Annotated in this window: 14 protein-coding genes and 1 pseudogene; 3 read left to right on the top strand and 12 right to left on the bottom strand. The window is 41.5% G+C overall.

The annotated features are described in order from the left end of the window. Positions 1-29: 29 nt before the first annotated feature. On the bottom strand, positions 30-1,286 hold the full coding sequence (locus tag V7L29_RS27185) for an FAD-dependent oxidoreductase (protein ID WP_334737400.1): 1,257 nt from the start codon (positions 1,284-1,286) through the stop codon (positions 30-32). 194 nt (positions 1,287-1,480) lie between these two features. Between V7L29_RS27185 and V7L29_RS27180 the strand changes: the two genes are divergently transcribed. Next, positions 1,481-2,794, top strand: coding sequence for an ABC transporter ATP-binding protein (locus V7L29_RS27180; protein WP_334737399.1), 1,314 nt, complete (start codon positions 1,481-1,483; stop codon positions 2,792-2,794). Positions 2,795-3,062: 268 nt separating this feature from the next. Beyond that, positions 3,063-4,442, top strand: coding sequence for a hypothetical protein (locus V7L29_RS27175; protein WP_334737398.1), 1,380 nt, complete (start codon positions 3,063-3,065; stop codon positions 4,440-4,442). Positions 4,443-4,513: 71 nt separating this feature from the next. Here V7L29_RS27175 and V7L29_RS27170 read toward each other — a convergent pair whose 3' ends face one another. The 8 genes and pseudogenes from V7L29_RS27170 to V7L29_RS27135 form a co-directional block, all read right to left on the bottom strand. Next, the gene (locus V7L29_RS27170) at positions 4,514-4,945 is read right to left on the bottom strand and encodes a nucleotidyl transferase AbiEii/AbiGii toxin family protein (protein ID WP_334737397.1); all 432 of its coding nucleotides are present in this window, start codon (positions 4,943-4,945) and stop codon (positions 4,514-4,516) included. Further along, complete coding sequence (locus V7L29_RS27165; protein WP_334737396.1) at positions 4,848-5,354, bottom strand: DUF6088 family protein; 507 nt, start codon at positions 5,352-5,354, stop codon at positions 4,848-4,850. The genes V7L29_RS27170 and V7L29_RS27165 overlap by 98 nt, the downstream gene beginning before the upstream one ends. Before the next feature lie 548 nt (positions 5,355-5,902). Further along, positions 5,903-6,178, bottom strand: a complete 276-nt coding sequence (locus tag V7L29_RS27160) for a hypothetical protein (RefSeq protein WP_334737395.1) — start codon at positions 6,176-6,178, stop codon at positions 5,903-5,905. Between the two features lie 97 nt (positions 6,179-6,275). Then, positions 6,276-7,244, bottom strand: coding sequence for a chlorophyll a/b binding light-harvesting protein (locus V7L29_RS27155; protein WP_334737394.1), 969 nt, complete (start codon positions 7,242-7,244; stop codon positions 6,276-6,278). Positions 7,245-7,412: 168 nt separating this feature from the next. Further along, entirely contained in the window at positions 7,413-8,447 is a 1,035-nt protein-coding gene (locus V7L29_RS27150) for a chlorophyll a/b binding light-harvesting protein (protein WP_334737393.1), read from the bottom strand. A gap of 561 nt (positions 8,448-9,008) precedes the next feature. After that, entirely contained in the window at positions 9,009-9,764 is a 756-nt protein-coding gene (locus V7L29_RS27145; protein WP_334692452.1) for an alpha/beta fold hydrolase, read from the bottom strand. 492 nt (positions 9,765-10,256) lie between these two features. Then, positions 10,257-10,769 carry a flavodoxin FldA gene (fldA, locus tag V7L29_RS27140; protein WP_334692453.1) on the bottom strand — a complete coding sequence of 171 codons (513 nt, stop codon included), beginning with the start codon at positions 10,767-10,769 and terminating at the stop codon, positions 10,257-10,259. A 96-nt stretch (positions 10,770-10,865) separates the two neighbouring features. Then, a pseudogene (locus tag V7L29_RS27135) lies at positions 10,866-10,997 on the bottom strand (photosystem I reaction center subunit XI); the annotation flags it as partial. Between the two features lie 678 nt (positions 10,998-11,675). On the opposite strand from V7L29_RS27135, the gene V7L29_RS27130 reads away from it, so the two are divergent. After that, positions 11,676-11,978, top strand: a complete 303-nt coding sequence (locus V7L29_RS27130; RefSeq protein ID WP_334737392.1) for a hypothetical protein — start codon at positions 11,676-11,678, stop codon at positions 11,976-11,978. 890 nt (positions 11,979-12,868) lie between these two features. Here the strand turns inward: V7L29_RS27130 and V7L29_RS27125 are convergent. The 3 genes from V7L29_RS27125 to V7L29_RS27115 all read right to left on the bottom strand — a co-directional run bounded on the left by V7L29_RS27125 (position 12,869) and on the right by V7L29_RS27115 (position 19,087). Next, a complete protein-coding gene (locus V7L29_RS27125) occupies positions 12,869-15,397 on the bottom strand; it encodes a mannose-1-phosphate guanyltransferase (RefSeq protein WP_334737391.1) in 2,529 nt (842 codons plus the stop codon). Positions 15,398-15,868: 471 nt separating this feature from the next. Continuing rightward, entirely contained in the window at positions 15,869-17,746 is a 1,878-nt protein-coding gene (locus V7L29_RS27120; protein WP_334737390.1) for a glycosyltransferase family 39 protein, read from the bottom strand. 102 nt (positions 17,747-17,848) lie between these two features. Then, positions 17,849-19,087, bottom strand: a complete 1,239-nt coding sequence (locus V7L29_RS27115; RefSeq protein ID WP_334737389.1) for a glycosyltransferase family 2 protein — start codon at positions 19,085-19,087, stop codon at positions 17,849-17,851. Between the last annotated feature and the right edge of the window lie 703 nt (positions 19,088-19,790).

Genomic DNA, 19,790 nt, shown 5'->3' with positions numbered 1-19,790 from the left:
GAGGGAATATCAAAAATTCTCAGCAAAAATTAAGTTTTGACGTGAACTGGAAAAACACCCAACGCAATTAACCTGGCTGGTAGGTCGCGCAAGATGGGTAAGCGCAAAAACGCAGGTGGTACAAAGGTGCGATTTGAGGTGAGAACCGGGGTCAATACCCGCTTTTGGATAAAAGTTTGAAACGCCTGAATGATACGTGTAGGCAACTCGCGTTGACGCTGTACTTTTGCTAGGTCGTTAAGTTGTACTTCTCGGTTTTTGAGCGGTTTGCTGAGTATATTCGCCGCAACTACAGCATCTTGAATCGCGTAATTAATGCCAACTCCACCAACGGGGGACATTATATGAGCTGCATCACCGATGAGTAACAAACCTTCACGATACCAGCGTTTGACACGGCTGGACTCCACTGAGAGAAGAGCTATTTGTGACCAATCATGTAAATTTTGGATGCGTTGCTGGAATTCTGGCACTACTTCCACAAAAGATTTTTTTAATTCCTCCAAACCCGTAGCCCGCAGTTGTTGATAGCCTCCTTTAGGAATAATATAGGCAAGTTGCCACTCATCACCACGGTCAAGCATAGCGATTAGCTTACCTTGACCAAAGCGCCCTACTCCTCCCTCTGTGTCTTCTGGCTGACGCGGTAGGCGAAACCAGAGGACATCCATTGGCGGCGAAGTTTCGATCGACTCAAACTCACCCAGATGGCGTAAACGTGAGTGGCGACCGTCTGCACCAACTGTCAGTATTGCCCGAATTTCATGCCAACCACCGCCTCCTCGATAGCGGACACCTTGAATCACATCATTTTCGGTAATTAATTCCTGCACATTCGCACCCATCACCAGATGGAAACTAGGATATTTTTGTGCTTCTTGGGTAATGAACTCCAGGAATTTTACCTGGGGAAGCATTGTAATGTAGGGATAATGGGTTTTCAGATGACTAAAATCTGCGAATGTGACAGTATCTTGAGGAGTTTGAATACTAATTTGGCGCATCTTAGCATGGGGGAGTTTTAGCAAAGCTGCACTTAGTCCCAATTCCTCCATAATTTCCATCACCGATGGATGAATCGTATCGCCACGAAAGTCGCGATCAAAGTCTTTGTGTGTTTCCAGCAGCATCACAGAAATGCCTTGACGCGCTAACAACAGCGCCAATACTGCTCCTGCTGGCCCCCCACCCACAATGCAACAATCTGTGGTTTGTACGTCTACAATGTCATGGACAGGGTTAACGCTTGGGTCTTGGGAAAGATTTTTAGGTATATCGGTAGTCATAACAACACCTCTTGACAGCCCTAAAATTTAGAATAGTTTGCTTTTAATAGTGCAAGCTGTTTTTTAACTTTTCGTATTTACCCTGAACGTGTATTATTATGAGCGCTAAAGTGTCATTAGTCATTAGTCATTAGTCATATTGTCCAATGCCCAATGCCCAATGCCCCATGCCCAATGACAATAATTAACTAGTTGTGTCCCAAGTTATTTTAGAAAACGTTTATAAAAGTTTTTCCTCGCGTAAAGGGGAAAGTGTGACTTCACAAATCCAATCTCCCCTCACGCTTGGGGATAAAACTGATGCAGTGCAAGAGCGTGCAGGAAGTGTCAACGTCTTGCGACGGATTAACCTGACGATCGCAGATGGTGAATTTATGGTGTTGGTGGGCCCTTCCGGTTGTGGTAAAAGCACCCTGCTGCGGTTAATTGCTGGGTTAGAAGTGATGACTGGCGGCAATATCTGGGTAGACGATCGCTTGATCAATGACCTACCACCCAAGGAACGCGACATTGCAATGGTGTTTCAAAATTACGCCCTCTATCCCCACATGACGGTGTATGACAACATCGCCTTTGGGTTACGTCGCAGGGAAAGCAGGGGAGCAGAGGAGCAGAGGAGCAGAGGAGAAAATACTCTTTATCTTCGGACGTGGGCTGAAAATCTTTTTGTGGGGGCGACAAGAAAGTTACCTAAAGGACTGCGCTACATTTCTGACAAAGAACGGGCGGTGAATGAGCAGGTGCGTAGTGTTGCCCAACTGTTGCAAATCGAAACATTGTTGAATCGCTTACCCAAGCAGCTATCTGGGGGACAAAGACAACGGGTTGCATTGGGAAGGGCGATCGCGCGTGACCCCCAAGTGTTTTTAATGGATGAGCCGCTTTCTAACTTAGATGCCAAATTGCGGGCGGAAACCCGCGCCCAAATTGTAAAATTGCAGCGCCAACTGGGGACAACGACAATTTACGTTACCCATGACCAAACAGAAGCGATGACAATGGGCGATCGCATTGCAATTATGTCTGAGGGTAAAATTCAGCAAGTTGCTTCTCCCCTAGAACTTTACAACCGTCCTGCCAACCTTTTTGTCGCAGAATTCATTGGTTCACCACCAATGAATTTTATTTCTGTAGAATTTCATGCCCCGCAGTTGATTACTCATTCCCAGTTTCGTTTCACCCTGCCCGAAGTCTGGGGAAAAGCTTTACAAAAATATGATGGGAAAACTCTAATTTTAGGTATTCGTCCAGAACACTTAAATTTGAGTCTACCTGCCACTAAAAATCTACCAGTGCAAGTGGATTTAGTAGAGAATTTAGGTAACGATTCCTTTCTATCTGTTAGGATTGCTGAACCGGGTTCTCAACCTAAATCTATTAGCAATTATCTACAAGTGCGAATACCACCAGAGCGATTTGTCCAAATTGGCGAACAACTTTGGTTATCGCTAAATCTAGAAAAAATTCACTTTTTTGACCCAGAAACTGAGTTAGCGATATTTCCTTAAGACTATCCGCGCCTAATTGGTAGAATATGCACTCTGGATTGGGTTTGATCAACAGTGACCAATGCACCTGTCTCTAGTGAGGACTCATATCATGTCTGGTTGGAGTAAAAAATTTCATAACTTATGCCTTGAGTTAGTTAGTTAAACTTAGGGTTATTGCTTATATCATAAAAGTATTGGTTTTAATTTACACTTCGGTTAGGTCTAAATAAAATCAGTGTATACTAGTTTTTTTATACAGCTTCAGAAGTAATTTTTTCATATATATATGGATTTATTTACACCTATTGTTCCTCCAGAGAAGCGACATAAGCATTTTCTCTACATTACAGAACCAGGATTTTGCGAACCTGAGATTGAAGTTATTAAAAGTTGGGCTGATGGATTTATAGATCGGAATGGACAGCTTGTAGAAGAATTTCAAACAAAGTTTAATTCTGCTTTTTGGGAAATATATTTATTTGCCTGTTTTAAAGAACTCGGATGTAGTGTAGATACTTCACATGAAACTCCAGATTTTCTAGTAAGTTCACCCTATGGTGATTTTATTGCTGAAGCCGCAATAACAAGCCATCCTGAAGGATTTAGACCAGAATGGGAAAAAGATTACGATTTGTTAGAAAAAACTAGCACAAAAGACATACTAAGATTATCAGCAATTAGGCTTGAATTCTCTATAAATAAAAAGTTTCAAAAATACCGTAAGTTATACTCTAAGCTTCCTCATGTTAAAAATAAACCATTTGTAATATGTGTTGCTCCCTTTGACCAACCATTCTTTTTCTTGCAAGATTCTCTAGCAATTGTCAGAGTACTTTACGGATATGAGGAAGTTCTTTTGAGAAAAAATTCAAATGGAAACTTTACTATAATTGGAGAATCTTTTAACTATCGAGTTCAAAAAAAGCCTGGTTTTAATATTAATGTTGGATTATTCACTAATGCTAAATTAAAGCAGGTAAGTGCAGTAATCTTTAACAATAGAGCCACCTTCTGTAAGGTACGTGCTTTAACCCTAAATGGTAAATACCCAGTATTCTTTCACGGCTGTCGAGCAATTCAATCGGACAATGAAGCCGGACTTTATCCATTCCTAAAATTAAGACCAGACTATAAAGAAACTGTTGTAGATGGTTTACATATCCTTGTAAATCCTTTTGCAGAAAAACCTCTGGATCTGAGAATTTTTAAGAATAGAGAAATTGCTATACATAATTATGATCCTCAAACAGGTGATTATCTTTCCTATCTACCTAATAATTTCTTGCTTCAGAGAAATTGTATGAGCATTACTTCCGAAAATGATTTGCAAAAGTTTAAAAAGTATTTAAACAAACAAGATTATAAAGAACTAGAGCCTGAAGAGTGGGAAGAAGATGAGCTAATAGAGTTTGAAGGAAATATTGGGCATATCTATAATAACCATATGGCGCATTATAAAGGATGGACTATCATAGTTTCTCTTGACTCAATTGATAAAGATTGGAGTTCTATAGCAATTCAAAAACTTTGCTATAGTATTTTAGATTTTACAAAAGAGAATAGTAAAGGAAATTATAACTCAATTCTTTTAGGAGAGTTTTTATCAACAAAAGAAGAAGCTTATAATGCTATAAAAAATAAAATAGATGAATTCAAAACTATATAGTGCATTCAAAAAATAAGATTTTTATTGTTAAATAGTGTCGAGTGTCACGTTCAACTAAAATGTTATTTTTTTCATTTAATTATACTAATTATGCTTTTAACAGCGTCTATAGCTTCACTAAAAGTGGGACATTCGTCTTCTACGGCGTAAGACATTCCTGTAACAAATTGCTGGTATTCATTACCGTACAAAGAATCATTTTCTAGCGTTAGCACCATTTCTTGCAACAATTCTATTTCGGAGTTAGCCAATTTAATTTTTTTTCTGCGGCGCTCTATATCTTCTGCTATCACACTAACGACTAAATCAGAAAAATTTGAATATTTAAAAATTAAGCTTCGTAATGGTGTTAAATCATATAAATGGCGAATAAGAGATGGATCATCTTTTTCACTACCTCTGTTTCTAGATAACACTCGCCAAGTTAAAGCACTTAATTTCTCTGCTGCTGTTTCTATGGGTGAAACACAAGCTATTAAAGGAACTTCTGGTGATTGATCCATTCCTTGAGCAATAAAAGACTGTAAAGCCCTCGTAACCAATTTTACGTGAAACACGTCCTTTAACGCCAACAACTCGCCCGGTTGGAACTTGCGTTGTACGTCCTTGACTATAAGCTTGATCGTAGCTTGATGCAACAACCTCTATTTGTAGTTTCTTTAGAGCTTCAGTAGCTAGTTCACGTAACCCTCTACGGGGAACTATACGCTTTGACAAAGGAGAAAATGCAGCTTTAGCGTAAAGCCCGTAACCGATTTTAACGATTTTACCTTTTTTTACTAATTCCTTAAGACTACGCCCAATTTGAGTGTAGCTAGCAATGTCTACAAAATCCTTACGCACAAAGACATCACGGTCGCTACTGTCAATTCGACGAGTGATTATGTCTTCTACTGTGTTAGGGGTTTTCATCTTTTTGTCTCAGAAGGCGAGGATTAAGTAAAGTAGTAAAGACTTATCGAGAGGTTGAATGGCTTTTATTGGCTCACAACATAATCATAAAGCAGGTTTGTTGAATTATGTAACTTAATTCAGCAATATAGCAATCGGATTGATTTGATTGCATGAAAAAATCCAAGTATCTGTAGGGTGTGTTACGGCTTCGATAACGCACCACCCGAAGGTTTTGGTGCTGTACTCCCGGCAAACACACACCCTACGTATATTTCAAAAATCACATATGAGTCGTATAGTATTTTAAATGATTATTTTATAGTGTGAAGTAACAACCGACTCAAAATCTACTTACTACACGCACCACACCCTATTCAACCTACCTGCACCAACTTAATCAGGGGCTAAATGCTCTACTTTTGGCGCTCTTAACCCCATGTCGTGATAGTCGTTTTTTCGGGACTATTCCTAACTATAAGTCGAGTCGTAGTGCCTGATAGCAAAAAATCTTTACTTTAATTAGCGATCGCACTCTTGTATTTTACTCAACAATTAATCAAATAAATTTAACAAAGCTTTCGCCGTCCCTTTTGGCAAGCATTACAGGCAGAAGTTTTAGGCTCAAAATCAATACAGGCGATCGCATCCTCAGAACAAGCTTTTTTTGGGTGTACAGTACATTTAAGGCGGTAGTCGTTGGTGAAATATTCGCAACCAGAACAGGGAATTTCATGCAGCGTTTTTAAATGAATTATCCCTTTTTTTAGGGTTAACCAGACACTACCAATAAATAGAATCATTATTGTCCAAGTGCAAAAGGCGCACAAAATCATACTTAACATTAGTTATCCTCAGAAAAATTCTAAAAAAATGCCCGCAGTCCACTGCTGTTAACGGCAGGCATAGGACTTTATTTAGCTAAGGTTGAGCGAAATCTAATTAACTATTAGCTTGATGCGATGATCGCCAATAGTGCCAAACAAAACCCAAGAAGGCTACTACACCAAGGAAGAACTGAATATTTGCCAATCCTAGACGTTCATAACCGTAAAATTCTCTCGGAAAAACTGTCGTGTTATATCCCACGAACACGGCAGAAATCCAAGCCATCAAAGCTAAACCCAGCAAGCTATAAGAAAGAATTTCTTCACCATTTTCAATTGGCAAAATTCGTCTTACCCATGTAAAAGGCTGTACAAGAATATGCCATACCCCACCAGCAATTAAGATAAAGCCAATCCAAATGTGACCACCTATGACATCTTCTAAGTTATCAACACTTGCCATTCCTAAAGGATTCCAGCTACCATCTTTCAGACCAACTAAGTAGCCAAAAATTGTTAGTGGATTTAAATTTGGATTGCTAATCAGGCGGACATTTTCCACGTTAGTATCATAAATCCCGCCAAAAATCGTTGCCTTTAGCACTAACAAAAAGGCTCCCAAACCCAGAATAATTAGGTGATGACCTAAAATCAAACCCAATTGCTTGGGGTCATTCCATTCATAGTGAAATTTCGCTGCCTGTCCACCGGCACTATATAAAATCGCCGGACTACGAAAAACATGAAAAAGTCCACCTGCACCCAATACAGCAGATGCAACTAAGTGCAAAATGCCAATTACAAAATAGGGATAGGTATCGACTACTTCACCTCCAGCACCTACACCCCAGCCCAAAGTTGCCAAGTGGGGTAACAAAGTCAATCCTTGTTCATACATTGGTACGCTAGGAATAAAGCGTGTAACTTCCGATATTGTGATTGCTCCTGCCCAAAACATAATTAAGCCTGCATGAGCAATGTGAGCGCCTAATAATTGACCAGACAAATCAATTAAACGGGCATTACCCACTAACCACGATAAATTTGTGTCTTCTGCTAAGGTTCTATCAGTTGTAATTGTCATAGTTAAATACCTTTAAAAGTGCTGAGTGCCGTTAGCGGTAGCGGAGCGTTTAGCCCGTGCTGAGTGGGTAGTGGGGAGTCGTGAGTAGGGGAAGAATTCCTAATTTCTAACCGGAGGCGGAGCGTCTCCGGCTCTGCTCTTAACTCCTAACTCCTAACTCAGCATTTGTTATGATTCGCTACCTATGGCATTTATTGCCCTTTCAATTTGACTAAAGTCAACGCCAATTGCTCGTAGGGCGTGCCACAGATGACCTTGCAAGAAGAAGAAAGCTAAGAAGAAATGGGCATTTGCTAACCATGCTCTGGAAGTGTAACCACCGTTAGCTAACTTAATGCTGTCAGCAAAATAAGGGCTAACTCCGAGTTTTACTTCCAAGATAGGACCATAAAATTCCACAGGATAAGCTAAAGTATTCACTGCACAAAAGTAAGCTGCAACAAATCCAGCTAAGGCAATACCGCCTAAAGAGTAGGAAAGAATGGCTTCACCGGAGAAGATTAAAAGCTTTTTCGCCCAAGGTAAAGGCTCTATGAGGATGTGCCAAATACCGCCGCCAATGAGTAACAAGCCTGCATAGATATGACCACCAACTAAATCTTCTAAGTTGTTAACACTGGCAAAGTGGGTTTGATAGCCATAAATGACCAAGGGATTGAGGGTAGGGTCGGTGACAACTCGAACATCGTGAATTGTCGAGTCGTACAGTCCTCCCCAGAACATGGCTCTTCCTACCAGGAGTAAAGCACCTAATCCCAAGAAAATTAGGTGATGTCCTAAGATAAACCCAAGTTTTTTCGGGTCGTCCCATTCAAAATGAAATTTCCGAGGGCGACCAGTGGCGTCTTTTAAGTTTTTTGGACCTTTGAAAGTGTGGAAAAGTGCCCCTGCACCAAGCACAGCAGAGGAAATTAAGTGTAAAGCGCCGATAACAAAATAAGGGTAAGTATCAACTACTTGACCACCTGCACCCACACCAAAACCCAAGGTGGCTAAGTGGGGAAGCAAAATCAGCCCCTGTTCGCCCATAGGTACTTGGGGATTAAAGCGAGAGATTTCAAACCATGTAAACGCCCCAGCCCAGAGCGTCGTCAGCGCTGCTTGTGCCACATGAGCGCCGATAAATAAGCCAGAAAGGTTGGCGAAGCGGGCGTTACCATTCCACCAATCAAATTTGACGTTGGGATTACCGTATGTCTGCATTGTTAAGCTGATTAGTAATTGTTGCTAATAATACTCAATTAATTAGTTCTTATTTCAGCAGTGAAATGTCGCGTGAGTCCAACAAATCAGCTAGCACATGTGTAGAACCCAAGCTTTTACCTAAAGGAGAAAGGCTTCTTCTAATTCACAGCAGGCGTTACCGATTGTGGTCAGATATGACTTCTTTACACATGCGCTACTTATTGAAGCTAATTACCAATTATTGAGATTACAAATTTAGTTTATTGAAAACAATTATTATTTAGCTGATGTCTTTACAAAATGTAATCATCAAAGCTGGAAGAAAAATAGGCAGCACAAGTGGAGCGACAATGCTAACTATCACCACTCGAACTACTCTTGGCTGCAAGCAAATATTAGTTTTTGGGAACTCCAAAAAATAAATTATCCCATTTCTAGACTCAAAACGACTTTTCCTCGCTCTGCTAAGAGCTCCCTGCTCCCCTGCCCTCAGAGCGTTCGCGTAGCGTCCCGCAGGGATGGGATTTTTTTATTTGGAAGTCCCTTTAAGCGTGGTGTGGGTTATTCTGCCTTCTGGCTTTATGAATATGTAGAAGTGCTTAGGGATAGTGGAGATGCTTCCAGTAGATGCGGATGGTGGCGTTGCCAAAAACTCAAAATCTGTTCACCAACCTGTTGAGGATAGAAGTAGTGAAAAAAATGATACCCTTCTGAGCATTCCCAGAGTTTATCTTCTGGCTTAAACCAATTTAACCAGTCATGCAATGCAGGTGGGTTGACTACCGGATCACTCTTGCTACCACATACCATCATTGGCATAGAAACTCCACCCTTAGGTAAATAAACCAACTTAAACAAAGAGTGTAGCGAGGGAGATTGTTCTAAATCTTTATCTAAGGCAGCTACTAACTTCTTAGTGATATGAGGCGATTGATTTCCAAAAAGACTGCGAACGTTGCTTGCCAAAACTAGTTCACGGCTGATGCTAAAAAGTTGTCGTTGAAAGTAATAGTGAGCGTGCCAATTGTTGGCGGGTTGACATGCTACAGCCAGCAGCGTGAGCGATCGCACTTTCTGGGGAAATCGACGAGCATAGCTTAAGGCGATCGCACCACCCATACTATGACCTGCCAGATGTACAGGGCGATCGCGCCATTCTAAAAAGTCATACAGCAACTCCACAGCTTGATCTATGGAACTGGCTTCATCTTTAGTTTGGTGGTATTCCCACTGGGCGATGCTCATATACCCAGATAAGTATTGAAGTAATGGTTTATCAAAACGCTTCAATACAGGACTAGCATTTAACCACAGAACATCAAATGAATCAGACATAAATTCCTGTCATACCTATAATTTCTGAATCATCAATTTTGAATAAGAAATTACATCTGTTATTGGTGTCAACTTCAGCTAAAACACCAGAACAAATCTCATTTCCAGGTTATACGTGGAAATGCCTTTTATTACGGCTCTGTCGCTAATTAGGCTCGTCATTACCCACATCTTTTCAATCTCTTGCTTCCTTGCTATTAGCCTGGGAAGAAATTCCAAAGCTAATAGCAAAAGTCCATTTCAACCGACTCAATTGAGTTAACTAAAGTCAGTTAAAACTGACTTATGCTATGCAGCCCAGAATTTGAATCGCAGGCAGACTATGGGTTTGGCAACAATTTGACTGTTACAAGAATGTGGGTAATGACAATAGCACTAATCAGGTGGGGATTAAGAGTCGAAGATTCTTAATCAGGCAATCTCTCAAAGCTTTATCCCTTAGTGGTTGTCACTTTCAGTTGACACAGATGCACAGATGTAATCTCGTACTTTCTACAAATTAAATTCTTTCTTCAACTGAGCAACCCAAGTTTTAATTCGCTCGTCTGTTAACTCAGATTGACTACCTTGATCAAGTGCCAATCCGACAAACTTGCCATTTTTCACAGCTCTAGATTGATCAAATTCATACCCCTCTGTTGGCCAGTAGCCAACAGTTTTACCGCCCCGTTGGGAAATTTTTTCTTCTAGAATTCCTATTGCATCCTGGAAGTTATCGCTATAGCCATATTGGTCTCCATCACCAAAATACGCGACCTGCTTACCATTAAAATCTATATTATCCAGATCGGAGAAAAAGCCTTCCCAATCGCTCTGAAGTTGACCAATATCCCAAGTGGGACAGCCAATAATCAGCAAGTCATACTCATCAAAAGTAGTAGTATCCGCTTCGTAAATGGGATGTAATGTTACAGCATCACCACCAAACTCATCCCGAATTTTTTCAGCATCAGATTCAGTGTTACCAGTTTGGGTACCGTAAAACAAACCAATTTTTTTTGACATATTGACACCTGATAAATAAATCGTTGTGTGATCAAAAGGACTTATGCAATAATAGCTATTCGTCCTGTACGTAAACCTCACACAAGTTGATTCAACTTAGAAAAATAAACTGCTATTGGTTAACAGCAGGAAGGCAAACAAAGCTCCTCCGCAGCTACCCACTGTCCAGCCAGCATTAAACTCGCTCCAAGACTTAGCCGTTTTCATATTTTCCGGTAGTTCCCCTTGAGCAGGTTTGCGTTTTTGATTTAATGAGTATTTATCTCAAGAAACCTGAAAATATACTATCAGACTTACTAAAAGTTTTTATGATTTAATGTAAGTAAACTTTTGTAAAGGATTTCAGGAAACAAACCGAAAACTAGAGGAGGCAGCAAGAATTCTCGTAGCTTAATTAGGCCAATTGCATTCGTGAGAGGTTAAGGTCATATACCATTTGTCAATAAGCAATCGTACTTATAATATTGCCAAAATTGGGGTCGAAAACAGAATTGTTAGGCAGGCAATCGCATAATCTTGATCCGTATCATTCATTGTCGCGTTCCAAATTGAGTACAAAGTTAACTTAATACTTCCGTTTATCCCAAATTTTCAGCATAATTTCTAATTGACAAAAGTAAGATTATCTTAACCTCTCACCGATGGGCCAATTGAGGGTTTAAGTTTAAACGCACAAAGAAATCGGAGCGGCTTACGCCGCTCTGAACTTCTCCTAGGGGAGACGCGCAAGCAACAGTGGGAGAGTATAGCGCAGATGAGCGCAAAGCTAGTTGAGTCCATTCGCTACGAACTTGGGCAAAGTTGTACTAAGTGCCTTACGATATCTTCACAGAATATTCCTCATGATTACTGATTTAAAAAATCACATCGGTAAAGGAAGCTAGAAAGTAAAATTTTTGTGGATATATGAAATTAATCCAAATACTAAAAGTAGCTGTAATTCCTGTTTTGACTGTATTTAGCTTTGTGTCTACATCAAATATAGCACTAGCTGATTACTTAAATAGTGAGGGATCAGGAGGTAATTACCGTTATGAATTATGGTCTAACGATGATAGTAGTGGTTACTATTTAAAAATTTGGTTAAATGAAGCAAGTCCAAAAAGTTACCCATACTACACAACTAGAACATTCACCTCTAGTAGGGAAGCTTTAATTAATTTTGATTGCAATTACGCTGAAAAAAGTTTACCAGAATGTCCTCGATAAGAATTTAGAACCCCTCTAAAATCATTCTGGGAGACTCAGCTATAGCAATCCCAGGACTTACGCCGAAATGCAGTGAAAGCCTTGATTTATCGTAGGGGCAATTCATGAATTGCCCCTACACTTCGTACTTGATGCGTAAGTCCTAAATCAATACGCTTGGGTTAAGAGCAGGACTTACCCGAAAATTAAGAAAAACGAACCACAAAGGGGAGGCAGCGCGGTCTTCTCCCAAAGGGAGACGCCAAAGGCGATGGGGGTTTCCCCCATGAGCGACTGCCGTCGCAAAGGACACAAAGGAATAAGAGTTCCAGAGAGTTTTTCCGTAAGTCCTGAAAGGTTTTTGGCGCTAACTGAACCGTATTGAGTCCTAAATCCTATTTGATTTATGAAAATTCGCGGTGTCCAGATCCCCGACTTCGTAAAAGTTCTCGGGATCTAACTTTTGATGAATAATTTAGGATTGCTATATTTTTTCTTTGGTATTGTTTTAAATTGGACAATTTATATATAGAAATTATCAATATTTTTAGTCAAAGAAAATCGGCTATCCCTCCCATCCCAACAAGAGGAGTGGGAGGGATAGCCGCCCGCCTCCAAAGTCCTGCCGTCCTTGGTCATTGGTACTAATGACGGCAGGACTTCGATATCGCCACGGCAATTCAATAAAACGAGCGTTCGCGCAGCGTGTCGAAAGACAAGCAATGTTTTCGTAGTCGTGGGATAAGTTAAGTTTTAATACTTTGAGTCCACTACAGGGGCAAAGGTGAAAGCCTACTTTCCTTCTGATAGTTGGGCGAGTGGTCAACAGAATTCGTAATTCGTAATTAAAAAATTAAATTACGAATTACGTAGCTTGCTTCTCGCCTTTGGCGAGTATTAGGAATTACGAATTACACTTCGGCGGGTTGATATTCTTGTTGTCTTTCGACAAACGCCTGGACACGGGTGCGGTAGTTCCTCATAGTCTCATCTACCCAATCGCGATCATTGCTATTTGCATACAAATGCACCAACGGTTCGCTGGCATCTGGTAAAACTAACAGCCAACTGTCATCGTAGGGTTGACAAATTTTCACTCCATCGATGAGTTCTAGGTTTTGGGCTGGGTGAGTTTCGACTAAATAACGCATCAAAGCACCCTTGGCTGTCCACGGGCAGCGTACTGTATAAGTTTTGTGAATTACACGGGGCAATTCTGACCGAGCAGCAGCAAGCGATCGCTCCTGTATAGTCAACATCTCAATTATTTTAGCAATGCAAAACATGGCATCAAATCCCGGATGCAGTTGCGGGAAAATAAAACCAGTCTCTCCACTACCTCCCAGCACCACATTTGGATTTTTCTGACAAGCCTCCATTAAGGCTGTAGGGTTGGCTTTGGTGCGAATCACTCTGCCATCATGGCGGCGGGCGACTTGTTCAATCGCACTAGAAGCATGAACTGGCACTACTACTGTTCCTCTGGGGTTAGCTGTTAATATCATGTCTACCATCAGTGCTGTTAAAATTTCCCCACGAATTGGGAAGCCTGATTCATCAACTAAAATCAGCTGTTCTCCATTAGCCGAGACTTGGACGCCAAAGTTAGCTTTCAATGCCTCCACTACATGACCTAACTGAGTCAGCAGTCCTTCGCGGTCAGTGATTGACATCGCCGTTTTATTCACACTGGCATTCAGCACTACTGCATCAGCACCAAATTTATCCAACATTTGGGGTAAAACTGCCCCTGATACAGCATAAACATAGTCAATCACCACTTTTGCCCGGCTGTTGCGGAGTGTGGCAACATGTAAAAGCTTCTCAAAGGCTGTACAGTAGCGGTCAATCACTTGGCTGGGGTAAGACACGTCGCCAATTTCATGAATTAGCGCCCGCCGCATATCCTCCTTAAAGTAAGCCCCTTCAATTTTCTTTTCCAGGGCTTTGGAGATATTAATCCCCTTGGCATCCATGAATTCAATCAAAATGTAGTCGGGGCGATCGGGGTGTACCCGCACATGGATACCACCAGCTACTGACATTGTGGGTATAACCGTGCGGGCAATGGGGATAGCTGTAGCATCAAGGTTTTGAATATCAACACCAACTGACATCAAACCAGCAATCAGCGATCGCGTCACCATCCGAGAGACATTACGCTGGTCACGGGAAACCGTTACTTTAGAACCAGGTTTTAAAGTAGAACCGTAAGCAGCTCCCAATTTTACGGCGAATTCTGGGGTGAGGTCGATATTAGCTAATCCTTGCACACCACGTTGCCCAAATAAATTCCGTTGAGCGGTGTTCCCCCAAATCAAGTTAATGTTTAAAATTGCCCCTGATTCAATCTTTTTACTGGGCCAAACGCGCACACCAGGGCTAATTTGAGCTTCTTCTCCCACCGTAGAAAGCGAACCGACAACAGCAGCTTCTAATACTTGAGCGCGGCGGTCTACACGAGTACCACGGGAAATTACACAGGCAGAAAGAGCTGCTTCCTCGCCAATGAATGCCCCATTCCAGACTATGGGACGTTTGAGATTAGCATCAGCGCCAATAGTCACATTATCACCAATTACGGTTCCTGCCTCAATCTGTACTCTTGCCCCGATACGGCAATTGTCACCAATCACTGCTGGGATTTCAATCACAGCCGTCTGGTCGATGTAAGTATTTTGACCCACCCATAACTTAGGGGAAACTTCTTTATAGGCATAATCCAGTTGCACTTTCTGATCTAAGGCGTCATACTGAGCCTCACGGTAGGCATCTAAGTGACCAACATCACACCAGTAACCTTGAGCAATGTAACCATACATTGGCTCATCTTTTGCTAGTAGTAAGGGGAATAAGTCTTTGGAAAAGTCGGATTCAGTGTTTGCTGGCAGATATTCCAAAACTTCTGGTTCGAGAATGTAAGTGCCAGTGTTGACGGTATCGGAAAAAATTTCACTGCTAGAGGGTTTTTCTAAAAATCGCCGAATCCGTGCTTCCTGATCGGTAATCACCACCCCAAATTCAATTGGGTTGGGAACCCTGGTCAAAATTAAAGTAGCTTTTGACTTATTTTGTTTGTGAAATGCGATCGCTGCCGTGAGGTCGAAATCTGTGATACTATCGCCGCTAATAACTAAAAAGGTTTCATCAAGGAGTTCGGCGATGTTTTTCACACAGCCTGCTGTACCCAAAGGCTGATCTTCTTCCACGGCATAGGTCATCTGGACGCCAAAATCGCTACCATCTTGAAAGTAGTCTCGCAAGACATCAGGTAAATAATGCAATGTTGCAATAACTTCTGTAATTTGATGTCGTTTGAGGAGATTGATAATATGTTCGGCAATTGGTCGATTTAGAATGGGCACCATCGGTTTGGGAAGATCGCAAGTTAACGGGCGAAGCCGCGTTCCTGAACCGCCTGCCATCAGTACTGCACGCATAAATCCTCCTTAACTACTTACAGTCTTAGCTGCTTGAAAACGTGTCAGATATATTTTGTTCTTCTTTCTCTAGTCTGCTATGGATATCGATATTTGAGGAACTTCCACAAGATGCATTACCGCAAGGCAAAAGTCAAAAGTTAAAAGTCACTCATTCAAAAGTTTTGTCCAAGGCTTTTGCAGGGCATTGGGAAGATGACTTGGGGACAAAGAGAATTGGGGACAAGGAGAAGGGAAAGACTTGTTGCAAGTTCTAACTTTTGTCCCCTTGTCTTCTTCAGGATTTACGCACAAGCAACGGAAAATCGAACCACAAAGTATGCAGAGAAGCCAGTGCGCCCTTGCGGTTCCCCGACTTGTTCACTCTTAGCGTTCCCGCTCTTTAGCAACTGGCGCGACACGGAGGAATAAGAGTTTGAGAGGTTTTTTGCGTAAGTCCTATTCTTGTCCCCTCATCTCGCACTTTTGAGCTTATTGGCAATGATAAAGTTCATATTCGTAGCCGTTCACCCTTGGCAAAGATTGAGTATTAGACATAACGCATGTTTTGACAGTTTCTGCTAAGGGGGCGTGAAAGTTTACCAACCACAAGTCAAAAGGTCGTGGTAATTTCTTTAAAGTATTTTCCAGAGCAATGGTGGAAGTATTTGGGTCTTGGTCTTGATGGGCAAGGAGAAACAGAGGATTTTGGGATGAATTTGCAACTTTCAACTCCCTAGCTACTCCCATCATTTCCCCAGTGTGTACATGAGTTTTGTGGCTGGTGGCAATCAGTACTGGTACTGGGGATATTTGTTGGATTAGTTGCACAAACAAGTCAGGGCGATAATATTTTTGATAGCCGAGATTGCAGATTACTGTGATTGCGCTGACAAATCCCATTAACCAAATTAATATCACGGCTTTTTTCCCGTTTATTCCCCATCTGCCTATCTCTTTTATGCCATTTTTCCCTTGTTCTCTTCCGATCAATTCCTTGGGAGGATGCCAACAAACTGCCAGACTTGCTCCTAGTAAAATAACGATCGCGGGAAAATAAACAAAGTTATATCTAGCACCCCTAGTAAGGTCAATACCCAAAAAGTACGTAAAGATAAAGAATAAAACGATCGCGCTGATCACGACTCCAATAAACACCTGAATCATAATCCGGCTTTCTGGTTGCTGTAGTTGAATCTTGATTCCACGCAGCAAAATTGGTACTGCCCAAATAAAGAAAATCAGCATCACCAGTCCAGAAGGAATCACAACCAGTATCTGTGAAGATTCAACTGGCAGGAGGGAAATCATTGCAATCAATGTGCCTAAAGCTTGAAAAATTGGGCTTAACCAATCTAGTCCGACGCGTGAACCTTGAATCCACTCGGTCAAATTACTACGATTTCTATTCTCTAAAAAGATTGGTAGCCAAATTAAACCCGCCACAGAAGTACCTATAGCAACAGCATAGATGCGCCGCCAGGGAGGAGAGAAGAAAAGAGAAAATTTGGTGCTGGTCTGCAATTGAAGCCAAGCAAGAAAAATCAAAACTACAGCTTCTGTGCAGACGGTAAGGGTGAAGAAGTAATGAGTAGCAAGACCCAAAGCATTAATTTCCACCCAGGAAAATGCTACCCACATGGGTAAAGGTGTGCGATTTTGAATATGACGTGTAGCAATTACTAAGCAGGTGAGGGAAGCAGTTACCCATAAAGCTGCCAAACTGTAATGCCGTGCTTCTTGTGCTAAAAAGATGCCGTAGGGTGATACTGCCATCATGGCAGCAGCCAAGTGTCCGATTAATGGCGAACGAAACGCTACCCTACCTAATACGTAAGCACATGGAATGGAGGCAGCACCGATTATAGCTGGTAGCGATCGCGCAGCAAACAGCGATACTAATCCTCCTTCGCTAGGAAATAATTTCATCCACAGGTAAGCAAGCACAAAATACAGTGGTGGATGGGTATCTTGTGTAACTAAGTTATGAATGACATCACCAACACTAGCCGCCGGGTTTGGTTGTAGTGGTGACAGCAGAACATCAGGTGCGATCGCTTGATCTAAGGGTACTGATAAAAAAGTATTCCCCAAGCTAAACACCAAGGTGGAAAACTCATCAGTCCAAGGAGGCTTTGCAGTTAAGTTGGTTAGGCGTAAGCTGATGCCGATGAGCAACCACATCAAGTTTAGCAAGGGGCCAACCCACGAAGGAGGGAGGCGAGTTTGCCAATGATGCCAATGATGCCAATGCTTTTGTTGTGAGCTAGAGTTTGTATCTACTATGGGCAGAAAATGGATAGCCGATGCAGGTAGCAACGAGATAATTTTTTTGTAAAAATAAAATGCACCTTGGAAAAGAACTCTCATTGCCGAGCCTCACACGAATAGATTTGTAGATTCAACGTTTGAGATTTAAGTTCGTTCTAAAATCTAAAAACAAAAATCAAAATCTCAAATCCCTCGTTGTGATTATTTCACGTCTGTGACCCGCCAGCTAAGTTTCAAATTAATCCAGAAATTCCAGATGGTAGCAACTGCGATCGCGATCAACTTAGCTAAATACTGATTTATCCCTAAGACATTATAGAGAAAGTTAATTATTAAAGCTTGTAATATAACTCCTGCCAAACAGATCGCACTGAACTTCAAGAATCGCTTGAAGCGTTGATGCGGATTACGTTGCCTCTGAGAAATATCACCAAAAGTCCATAAATCATTCCATAGGAAATTATTTATGATTGCCACTCCGGCCGAAAGAATCGTACTGCGAGTTAAACCTAAATGAATCACAGTACGCAGCAAGTAAAACACCGTTAAATCTACAAACACACCACTAAAGCCAACCAACCCAAAGCGGAGGAATCGACCAACGGGGAAATTGACTTTTCTACTCAATCGTCCGACTCGCCCTGTGGAAAGCCGCAACCGGACTAAGTGGTGGATGTAATCTATATATTGCTTCCATGTCACCTTACTCTCACCCTGTTTGCGTTCGCAAAACACATACCCAACTTCGGCAACTTGGTGTACTTTTCCCCGCCCGATTACTTCTAGGAGAATTTTGTATCCGACTGGATTGAGTGTTGCATTGGCGATCGCACTTCGGCGCACCATAAAATAACCACTCATGGGGTCGGAAACTCTGCCCAGTACCCCCGGTAAAATCACCAAGCCTAACAGTTGAGCGCCACGAGACAAGAAACGCCTGACAACACTCCAGCTACTGACGCCGCCTCCTTCGACATGACGGCTGGCTACTGCCAAATCTGCTCCCTGCTCAACACTACGCAACAGTTGCATCAGCACCTCTGGTGGATGCTGCAAATCTCCATCAATCACCCCCAATACATTCCCCGTAGCTGCTTGCCACCCACGAATCACCGCTGAGGACAGCCCCCGTTCCTGTTGGCGTCGCATCACCCGCAACTGAGGATATTCTGGCGTCAAGGATTGTGCTATCTCCCAAGTTCGGTCTGGGCTATCATCGTCTACCACAATCAGTTCATAGTTTCCTGGAATAGATTCATCCAGTAACTGAGTCAATATGCTGACCACATTCTTAATGTTGTCACGCTCTTTATAAGTAGGAATGACTAGAGAAAGATAGATAGGTTCACCAATAGTACCCATACGGTTAGAGGGCAACTCTGAAATTTTTAGTGGCCCAGTTGGTACTGTTAATAGCGAATTGGATGGATTTGTACTCATAATTTCACATTACAGAACGAGTATGTGTAAAGACCGAAGGAAATAAAGCCGAACATCTGCTGACTTTTTTGAGTGAACCTAGTTACTGAAAGCTTGATGAATACTTTTGTTACAGTTAGCTATTTTCAAAAGTTTAGTAATTCCCGCACCTCAATTCCAAATCTTTTCCTAAAATTCATCTAAACTTTACATTTAACTAATTATTTTTATAGCGTTTTCTAGACAATTACATAATTTTTTATAAAAACAATCAATACTGTAACATTAAGTCAGCTAAGTCAGCAAATATACAGTTTATCAAAATTATTTGAAAACTTTTTAGTGTTAGTAAAGCTAATATACCAATCTAGAATCATTTGTGAGAAAATAGAGAAATCAATATAAAGTAGTGATTGCAACCAAGTGCTATGTGTAGTAATAGTGGATGAAATCACTAAAAGAGTTTATCAAAACATAGCCAAGACAAGCGTGAAATCAAATGAGCCAGAGTGCCAAAGGCGGACGCTACGCGAACCCACTCAAGATGTTGCTCTCAGAATATACAGCAGAATTCAGGAGTCAAAGTTGTTGAATTCAGAAGTCGAACAGGCTTTATACGTGGCTTTGCGACTTAGAGCTGATTCGTAAAGAAAATCTAAAGAGAACAGAATCTTACGTGACTCAGGTTATACGCTAAATCAAGTGTAGTTATGTTGTTGTCAAT

It is taken from the genome of Nostoc sp. (assembly GCF_036916575.1).
Classification (GTDB): Bacteria; Cyanobacteriota; Cyanobacteriia; order Cyanobacteriales; family Nostocaceae; genus Nostoc.
The sequence above is the reverse complement of the archived record's forward strand: the minus strand, read 5'-3'. Positions and strand labels throughout refer to the sequence as shown.